The following is an 8,702-nucleotide window of genomic DNA, read 5'->3' as shown; positions in this document are numbered from 1 at the left end:
ACGGGGCTGCGTGTGGTCACCCCGGGCGAGGTGAGCCAGGCGGTCTGGGACGCGGAGGCGGAGGCCGCCGCGGCCCGAGTTCCGTGGATCGAAGCCGAGATCAGCCGACGTGTGGAACGCATGCGGCGACGCGAACAAGCCGCCCTGCACGCCGCACCGCCCGGCGGCGCCGCGCCTTCCCCCGCACCGATACGTCCTGACCAGTGGCGCGACCAGAGCCAGGCTCCCGGCGTCTGGTCCGGACCCCTGTCCTCGTACGTCAGCGACTACGGTTCCCAGTACGACGGACACGTGGGCCTTGTCCATGTCGAGCCGTTGCCCGTGTCCGTCGTCGACGGAGTGCACCGGCAGATCCTCGCCGCGCTCGGCATCACCGGTACCGTCCCCGACAACCACCCGGTGCTGCTTCACCTCCGTGACACCCTCACGGCCGAGGAACTGGCCCGGCAATTGCCCTACCTGCGCAGTAGCACCGGAGCACGGTTCACCGTCCGGCACGAGGGCCGCGACCGCACGGTGGACGTTCGGCTCGGCCTGCGCGAGCCGGCCCGCTCCGAGCGGTACGGTGCGCACAGCGTCGAGGACCCCGAGAAGCGCGTGGAGCGGCGCGCCCAAGGCAGCTATGAGTCCTCGCACACGTCAGGGTCCGGGACGGTCCGCACCATCCCGGTGTACTGGTCGGGCCGCTACCCCATCGCCAACGCCGGACCGGTGTCAGCGGTGGACGGGGCGCTGGCGCTCGCACTGACCCACAACGAGTACGCGTCGTTCACCACCGTGACCCACATGGTGCAGACGATGACCGCTCAGCGAAGTAATGAGCTGTCCCAGCCGATCGAGTTCAGCACCGCGTGGCAGGTCCGGGTGGATCCGCCTGCCCAGCCCCCGGCGGCCGGCTGGACCGACGCCCAGACACACGGCCCCGTCACCATCTGGTTCCCCGAACACCTCGCCGTCGAGTCCAGCGGTGAACTCGCCGTCCCCGCGGATCTTGACGACCTTCCGGTATGGGGCGTCGACTCGGTGCAGGAGCCGGCCCGTCTGCTGGCCGAGGTGCGCCGAGGCTTCGCAACCGATCTCGCCGACCTGTCGGACACATCCGCTCAGGAACTCGAGACGTTCCTGTCAGAGCCGGTGCTGCGCGGCACCCTGCCGCTCCAGCGGGGCCGTGGACTGTACTCCCCGCTCCTGCTGGACAGTGACGGCAACGTCATCGGCATGCTGAAGGTGACCACCGAGGTGGCACCCGACGCCCCGACTCACCGCTCCCTCGACGGCAAGATCAACCTGGAGGCGCATGTCGCCCACACCGTCAAGATCGACAGCTCGGCAAAGTACACCAGCGGCGCAGCCCTCGACGGCAGCGTCGGCCCTTCGTTCACCAGCGACCGGGCCCAGGGGCACCCTGACGCCTCGTCCAAGGCCGCCGGGAGCTTCGCCATCAAGGGCGGTGTGAAGGGGCAGACCAACGCCACTCTTTCAGCCAGCGGTTCGGCCACGATGGCGCACGCTGTGCGCAGTAACCGCAGCCACCTCGTCGCCCCGGCTCGGGTGACCCACCGCGTCACGCTGATCAGGGCCCGCGGCGGCAGCACCGCGCTCACGTTCGGACCGTGGGACGACGGGATGCGTCTGCGCATTCTCGCCGCAGAGCAGGCCAAGGGCACGGAACACCTTCCGGGAAAGGGTGATCGCCAACTCCCCGAGGAACTGGAGAACCTGCGGACCCTCGGCGCATCGACCGCGCCCCTGGCCGTCGACGGCACGGCGCAGATGTTCGAACGTGCCGAGGCATGGCTGCGTGCCCAGGGCTTCCTCCCGCCGCTCGAAGCGGAGTTCGGGATCTTCGACGAGGCACGAGCCCAGGCGCAGCTCGCCAACCTGCGACGCTTCGAACAGGCCCGCTCCGAAATCGGCCTGCGCGCCGCGGCCGACGCCATGGTGGACGGCGGCCACCCGGAGTGGTTCGACCTGCCCGACCGCACCGGCGGAGTTCGCCGCGTCCAGCTGCGGCTGTCCGCGTTCCGCGACACCGCACCCGGCTCCGCCACGGACTCCCGGCACCGCCGGACCCTGCCGGACGTGCAGGTCATGGGAATCTCGTCGTTCTCCGCCAGCGGCACCGAGTCCAACGGGTACGCCTACGGATGGCAGGGCGGTCTCGGCGGCGGACCCAGCGGCCCGCTCGGCTCCGATGCCCCGTGGAACCTCGGCGGTACCGGTGACTACTTGTACGCCGGTCAGACCACCCACGCCTCCGCGGTCGGATCCGGGGTCAACCAGGACCAGTTCTTCATCGGCAGCGGTCAGTCCACCGAGATCTTCGACGTACCCGCCCAGTTCGCCCTGGACCTCTACGAAGGCCAGGGCAGCGAACCCGCGGTGCGGTTCGCCGACCCCGCCTCGCACCCCGACGCACACCCCACCCGGCCCGCCGACATCGAGCGCCCGGCCGAGCCCGCGGTAACACCCCCGGCGACCGTCAGCGGACTCCTCACCCTTGCCGTCCCGCGGAACCGCACGCTCCCCGCCGGTTCTCCCCGGCAGGCACCTGGCACCCACCACATTCGACCCGTCGACGCCACCGACTACGCGCGCCTGGCTCTGACGGGGCCGGACGGCAATCCCGTCGACGGTGTCATCCGGCTTCCCGACGACGCCATCATGGACGTCTTCGCCGGGTCCGCCGCCCTTCTCGACGCGTTCGAACAGATCGTCACCAACACCTATCCCGGCCACCCCGAACAGGGCCTACTGGACACCGTCAAGCAGGCTGCCACCTCAAAGGCCCCCGCTCTCGCCAAGGCCGTCGGCAAGGTGGCCGACACGTTCACCGGCTCCAGCGCCACCGACCAGAGCACACCGTTCACCGAGACCCTGCACAGCGCCCTCAGCCCCGCCAACCGACTGGGCCGCGCCCACCAGATCTTCAAGGGCAGCTACGTCATCGAGGGACTGACACTGCCCGGCCTCGGCGCCGACCATGAATTCACTGTGGAGCTCCAGGGCTATCTGCACGATGCCGAGCACCTGCACAGCGGCAAGCAGTACCTGGAGACCGACGTCGGTGCGACCGACACCACCCAGCAGCAGGTCACCAGCAGCAGAGGCCACCAGGTCGCCGTCACCGCCACATCGCTGCAACTGCCGCGCAAGACCCCCAAGGGTGCGAAGAAGCCGGAGCCCACAGGTGCGTTCAACCCGTCAGGACGGCACGCATACAGCAGCCGCACGGACCGGACACACACCCAGGGCTCCAGCACCGGTGTGACCCGCACTCCGACGGAGAGCAGCACCCTGCACCGCATCGGCAGCCGCTCCACCGTCCTCATGACCGTCCGACACGGCCGCCGCAACCTGGTCGGCAACGCACTCGGCCTGACCGGCGCCGAACCCATCACTATCGCCGTCGATCTGCCGCCCGGTACCCAGTTCCTCATGGGCGACGCCCAGTTGGCCCGCGACGCGGAGTGGTTCACCGGCCTCGACGGACTGACCGTGCCGACCCAGCCCGAGGCGACCCTGCCCCTTCCGGACCGCTTCGCCCGCACCCGGGAACCAGGTAACGCCGGCATCCTGTCGGCCAAGCAGTTCAGCGACGACGGGGCCGAGCAGCGCGACCGCCTGCGGGCCGAACTGACCGCCCTCGTCGAACGCGAGGCACCGGGCTCCACCATCCCCGGCCACCCCTCGTACCTCCCTGGCGTACGTTCGCGGATCGCCGACATGACCTCCCCGACCGCGATGCGCGCCCTGCCCGGTCGCGGTCCCCGCGGAGTGCAAGGCTTCCACTTCCGGCACGTCACCAAGGGCGGTGCCCGGCTGGTCGAGGTCACCCTGGGCGCCAGGCCCGTCCAGGACACGGCCGGACTGCGTACCGTCCGCGGCCGCCCCGCAGGCAGTGGAAGCGGTTTCGAACAGGTCCACGTACACGCCCCCGCGAACACCTCCAGCGCCGTTTCCCACAACCGCCGCCACGTCAGCACTTTCACCCCGACAGCCCGCTACCCGCGCCCGTCCGACGACACGCGAACAGACCGCACCAGCCCGGCCTTCAGCAACACCGTCAACCGTACGGACACGGACAAGACCGCGACCTCCGGCGACGACCGCTTCTGGTTGCGCACGGACAACGCGGCGGACTTCGAAGTCGACTACGAGTACACCGGGTCGGCCCGCTCCGAACTCGTCACCGACTGGCCCTTCGATGTGCCCGGCGGCATCATCGAAGCCGGTGTGCTGGCCTTGTACGACAAGGACCTGTCCCTCGGCACCTGGCTGAAACGGATGCTGCACGGCCGCCCCGCCGCCACTGTCACGGTGCCCGCGCGGGTCGCCCTGCGCTTCACCGGCAGCGAGGCGACAGCCCCCGCGACACCGGTGGCCCCCACCGCTCCCGCGGTTTCGGCTGTCCACCCCCTGCACACTCCGCGCACGGGCACCGGCCAGCCCCACATCGCAGGCGGGCAGCGGATCGTACCGACCGGGCCCACACCGGTGTTCCACTACAACGCGTACGCCGAGCTCGCGCAGGCACTGACCACTGTCGCCCCCCGGCTCGCCGCCGAGTGGCGGGCGACGACGGTGTCCGAGTCCGCGGAGGCCATTGCCGTCCGCATCGGTGAACTCGTCCAGGCCGGCAAGATCAGTCTCGACGCCTCCCGCGCCGCCGGAGTAACCCAGACCCTGCCCGGCGCCTACCCCGACGTGTTCGAGTCCGACGACCCGCCAAACCTGCAGATCGAGCTGTTCAACCCGCGACGGATCAGCGACGCCGGGGACGTCGCCCTGGACCGGCTGAGGCTGCCGACGATCGCCGCGAACAGCTCGCGCGCGGCCGGATCCGCATTCGCCACCGTCCTACAAGAGGCCTTTTCCGCCGATGGCCGCAACATCCTGGGCGCCGGAGGCCCTCTCCTCGCCCAGCAGCCGGTCAGTCAAGGTGCGGGCTCCGGCATAGCGGCGACACGGCGGGAGTGGTTCAAGGGTGGTGGCACCGCACTGCCCGAAGGCGGCCGGGGCACCCGCAGCTACGAAGTCATGGTCGACACCGTCACCACCGTCAACGGTCCCGAAGGCACGCTGTACGTGACCGGAAGCACCGAGATGCGCCTGGGCGAACGAGAGGTGCTCGGCTACGGCATCACGGACGCGCGCACCGACCCGCAGGTCTACGACCTGCGCTCCATGCTGGCCGGAATGCCCGAAGCCGATCTCCAGGACTGGACCACCCACCCCCTCGGCGACCTGCCCCGAGCGCTCGCGGACGGCCTCGACCCCAGCGACGCCGCCGCCCAGCTCTGGCTCGCCATCGGCCCCGACCCGGACGGGTCCCTGCTGGCCCGCGCCCTGTACGCCGCCTCGCGCACCGCCGCGCTTGCCGCCCGACCTGTCGAGCTGGTGCTGCGTACCGACGAAGGGTTGCGCCACTGGCGGTTCACGCCGGCCGGCGTCCTGGACAGCACGGACACAGGCACCCGTGACGCCTGGACCGGCCTGTCCGCCCAGATCACCGCCTACGCCGATGCCGTCCGTGCCCAGGACGAGGCACGGGACCGGGAGGCCGGCCTGCGCGGCCCACAGGCGCAGGGCCGCGCCGAACTCGCCGCTGCCGTAGAGGACCTCGCGAACGCCAGGCTCGGGCATCGCACGGCCACTGAGGTGTTGACCCAGACTGAGGCGGACGTCATCACGGCCCGTGCACAGCGGGATACCGTGACATCGGAGCGTGACCGGTGGCAGGAGGAGGCCCAGCGGATCACCGCCCTGCTGCTGGAGTTCCCGCGCCGGATCAGCGAGGCGACCACCGAGACCACCGAGGTGGCCGGTGTGGTGCGCGCAGCCGATCTCGTCCTGACGCACATAGCCCGACAGAAGCCGGGCACCGTTCCCCAGAACCGGGCACGCGAGGCGCAGAATCGAGCAGCTAGGGCACACACCCGCCTCGAAGCCGCGCGTGATCGACTCGACGCGCTGCGCGCTGAGCAAGAGCGTTTGCAGGGCGAGGCCAACGCCGCCCGGACCGCGCTCAAGGACGCCGCCGGTCGGCTTCCGGCACTGGAGAAGGCACTCTCCGGCGCCGAGACCGCGGCCGTCGATGCGGCGACCGAGCTCACGAACGCCAACGACCGTCTCGACCAGGCCGGCAAGGACCGCGATGCGCGGCTTACACACCTGCGCACCCTCAACCGATCCGTCGTGGAAGCACTCAAGCAGCAGTCCGAACAAGCCGACGCCCAGACCGCGGCGCACAAGCAACTGCCCGGCCTCGCCCACAGTGTGAGTGACCTCCGCCGAGCCACCGGAGAGGGCCTGGTCAGCGTCCCGCTGTCGTCCCTGGCCTCCACACCGGCCACCAGGCCGGGTCCGAAGACCACCCTGCACCCGTCGCTGGTGGTCCCGCAGCCGCAGCAAGCCCCGGTCAAATCGGAGGCGGCTGCGCAGCAGCAGGAAGAGGGTGGCAGCACGGGTGGTGCTGCCGAGGTGCCGCCTGTGCCGGGGACGTTGGAGGCGGGTGTCTCGCAGGAGCAGCAGAGCGGTGGTACGTCTGCTGCGGTCGAGGTGAAGCCTGACCCGGGCAAGCCGGTGTCGGGAGTGTCGACGGCGAGTGTCCCGCAGGAGAAGCAGGGGGGCAGCACGGGTGGTGCTGCCCAGGTGAAGCCTGTGCCGGGGTCATCGAAAGCGACGCTGCCGCAGCAAGAGCAGAGCGGCAGCACATCCAGCTCAGAGGGACAGGCCAAGGCAGCAGCCGACTCTTCGAACGCCCCCGCGAACGCAACCGGCGGGCCGGCTCGCGGGCGACTCCTGCGTATCGTGGCCAATGGTGAGTGCCTGCTCTACTCCGTGATCGGGAGCGTTCCGCGGTTGGTGAGAGATGCGCTGCCCGGTCTGGCCACCGCTCGTCCCGATGTCCACCGGTGGCTCTCTGACACGGACGGCGTCCGCACTGTGCTGGCGCACCAGGAGAATGTGTTCTCGCACACCGGCAGGATGCCTTCGCACGCGAGCGCGGCGGCCGCCGCTGCTGCGCTGCGCGGGTTCATCGCAGACTATCTGGACCAAGCGATCGCCACCGAGACGCTCCCCTACGAAATCATCGGCCAACTGCGTCGTTCCACCGTCGGGGAGTTCGGGCAGCAGCTACAGGATCCCGGTACGACGCGTGCCGATCTGCTGAGCCTGGCGGAGTGGCATGGGCTCGGTGCACCGGAAGCCCTCGCCGGTCTGACGGACGCAGAGCTGCGCGAGCAGGTGCTTGCCGCGTACCCGGCAAGCACCGCAAGGCCGACTTCCGAGGAGCTGGCACCTCTGCTGGCGGCCGTGGAGAACTGGAGCACCAACTGGGCGACATCGTACGGTGAGACGTTCCTGGCATTGACGGCCCACGCCCTCGGTGTCACCTTCGACGTCGCCCGGTCTTTCGCCGACGGGCCGGACATCGTAGTCTCCCAGCACGGGCCCCAAGCTGTCGGTACACCGCATGTCGAGGTCTACTACAGCCCCACCAGCAGCCACTACAGCGCCTCCGATGCCGAGAAGGGGGCTTCCGGATCCGGTGTGGTGCATGGTGCTCCGTCGGGTCGGTTCACTCCTGATGTGATGGCGGCGTTCTATCGGGCGTATGCGGACTACCTGTTCGGGTTGGGTTCGGCTGTGTCGGACTTCGACAGTGTGTTCTATGCGTTTGTGGATGAGCAGGAGGTGGTGTCGCCGCGGTTGGCGGGTGATGAGCGGTTGCGTCCGCAGATGGTGCGGTTCCATGACGAGTTGCTGGGGTTGCGTGCGGAGCGGGCGGCGATGGCGACGCGGATCAGCCATGAGCCGGGTGAGTCGATGTTGCTGTATCGGAAGATGTCGACGGTGGAGGCGCGTCAGTTCCTGACGGCGCGGGATGCGAAGTCGGCGTTTCGGTCGGCGATGGCTTACAACCAGAGTGCGGAGTATCGGAAGTTCTTCACGACGTCGTTGTCGCATACGAATGGGTTCAGTAACGCGAATGCTGCCTCGGATGAGGAGGTGGTGGTCGAGTTCGCCTTGTCGTGGAAGGACTACTGGAGGTTCATTGGTACGTACGGGACGCCGAACCAGGCGTCGGGTGCGTATCAGGTCCGGGATTCGGCGTTGGTGCATCAGGAGCGGTTGCGTGCGGGGGCCGGGGCGAACTTCCGTTACCAGGACGATGTCGCTGATGTGATCGAGGGGGAGACGCATCACAACATCGGTATCGGTCATGGGAATGCGGCGGCGTTCGCGCGGTTGGTGACTGATCTGCGTGTGGTGTCGGACGGTGAGGTGCGGGGTGCGGCGCGGGCGGCTGCGAGTGATGTACGGGAGGACTTGCGGTGGATGGCGTCGCAGTTGGTCGACCGCAAGCTTGCTGCGGCGGGTGGTCGTGCGCATGGGGAGCCGTTCGGTCTCGACGTGTTCGAGGACGGTGGTACTGCGGGTGGTGTGGTGTCCGATGCCGCGGTGTCAGTTCCGGAGGCGGTGGAGCCGGCGAACGCGGATGCGTTGGTGGCTGACCTGTCGGTGCTTTCGGCGTTGGAGTTGTTGGACGCGGTGGCGTTGCTGCCGGTGGGTGTGCGGCGTTGGTTGGCTGGTCAGTCCGGGTTTGTGGCGGGTGTGCGGTCGCGGTTGTCGGTGGGGGAGTTCGCTCAGTTCGGTGCGCGGTTGTTGGTGGTGGTGCCGGGTGAGTCGGTGCG

General features: G+C 69.4%; 1 pseudogene. It reads left to right on the top strand.

What is annotated here, in order from left to right:
- Positions 1-30 precede the first annotated feature (30 nt).
- Positions 31-8,702 (top strand): annotated as a pseudogene (locus tag ACFWI9_RS31220) (hypothetical protein); the annotation flags it as partial.

The sequence above is a fragment of the Streptomyces sp. NPDC127084 genome (assembly GCF_042724175.1).
Lineage (GTDB): Bacteria > Actinomycetota > Actinomycetes > Streptomycetales > Streptomycetaceae > Streptomyces.
The sequence above is the reverse complement of the archived record's forward strand: the minus strand, read 5'-3'. Positions and strand labels throughout refer to the sequence as shown.